Genomic DNA, 1,485 nt, shown 5'->3' on the forward strand with positions numbered 1-1,485 from the left:
AAGGGCGCACGGTGAATGCCTTGGCACTAGGAGCCGAAGAAGGACGCGACGAACAGCGATATGCCTCGGGGAGTTGTAAGTAAACTTTGATCCGGGGATTTCCGAATGGGGGAACCCACCATCCGTAATGGGATGGTACCCATACCTGAATATATAGGGTATGAGGAGGCAGACCTGGGGAACTGAAACATCTAAGTACCCAGAGGAAGAGAAAGCAAATGCGATTTCCTGAGTAGCGGCGAGCGAAACGGAAACAGCCCAAACCAAGAGGCTTGCCTCTTGGGGTTGTAGGACGTCTCACATGGAGTAAGAAAAGACGATCATAGGCGAAGCGGTCTGGAAAGGCCCGTCAGAGAAGGTAACAACCCTGTAGCCAAAATGATCGTCTCTCCGAGACGGATCCTGAGTACGGCGGGACACGTGAAACCCCGTCGGAATCCGGGAGGACCATCTCCCAAGGCTAAATACTCCCTAGTGACCGATAGTGAACCAGTACCGTGAGGGAAAGGTGAAAAGCACCCCGGAAGGGGAGTGAAAGAGATCCTGAAACCGTGTGCCTACAAGTAGTCAGAGCCCATTTACGGGTGATGGCGTGCCTTTTGTAGAATGAACCGGCGAGTTACGATCCCGTGCAAGGTTAAGCCGAAGAGGCGGAGCCGCAGCGAAAGCGAGTCTGAATAGGGCGAATAAGTACGTGGTCGTAGACCCGAAACCGTGTGATCTACCCATGTCCAGGGTGAAGTTCAGGTAACACTGAATGGAGGCCCGAACCCACGCATGTTGAAAAATGCGGGGATGAGGTGTGGGTAGGGGTGAAATGCCAATCGAACTCGGAAATAGCTGGTTCTCCCCGAAATAGCTTTAGGGCTAGCCTCGAGGGAAGAGTATTGGAGGTAGAGCACTGATTGGGCTAGGGGTCCCCACAGGATTACCGAACTCAGTCAAACTCCGAATGCCAAATACTTATCCTCGGGAGTCAGACTGCGAGTGCTAAGATCCGTAGTCAAGAGGGAAACAGCCCAGACCGTCAGCTAAGGTCCCAAAGTATACGTTAAGTGGTAAAGGATGTGGAGTTGCCCAGACAACCAGGATGTTGGCTTAGAAGCAGCCACCATTTAAAGAGTGCGTAATAGCTCACTGGTCGAGTGACTCTGCGCCGAAAATGTACCGGGGCTAAACGTATCACCGAAGCTACGGCTTGTCCTTACGGACAGGGGTAGGGGAGCGTTCTAAGTGCAGCGAAGTCAGACCGGAAGGACTGGTGGAGCGCTTAGAAGTGAGAATGCCGGTATGAGTAGCGAAAAGAGGGGTGAGAATCCCCTCCGTCGAAAGCCTAAGGTTTCCTGAGGAAGGCTCGTCCGCTCAGGGTAAGTCGGGACCTAAGCCGAGGCCGAAAGGCGTAGGCGATGGACAACAGGTTGAAATTCCTGTACCACCTCCTCACCGTTTGAGCAATGGGGGGACGCAGTAAGGTAGGGTAAGCGC

The 1,485-nt window shown here is 53.4% G+C and carries 1 rRNA gene (only partly in view); it reads left to right on the forward strand.

Annotated features, from left to right (window positions below):
• Positions 1–1,485 (forward strand): 23S ribosomal RNA (locus N7Z68_RS24050); its annotated part runs 1,562 nt beyond the window's last position; the annotation flags it as partial.

The sequence above is a fragment of the Alkalihalobacterium chitinilyticum genome (genome assembly GCF_029028005.1).
GTDB lineage: Bacteria > Bacillota > Bacilli > Bacillales > Bacillaceae_F > Alkalihalobacterium > Alkalihalobacterium chitinilyticum.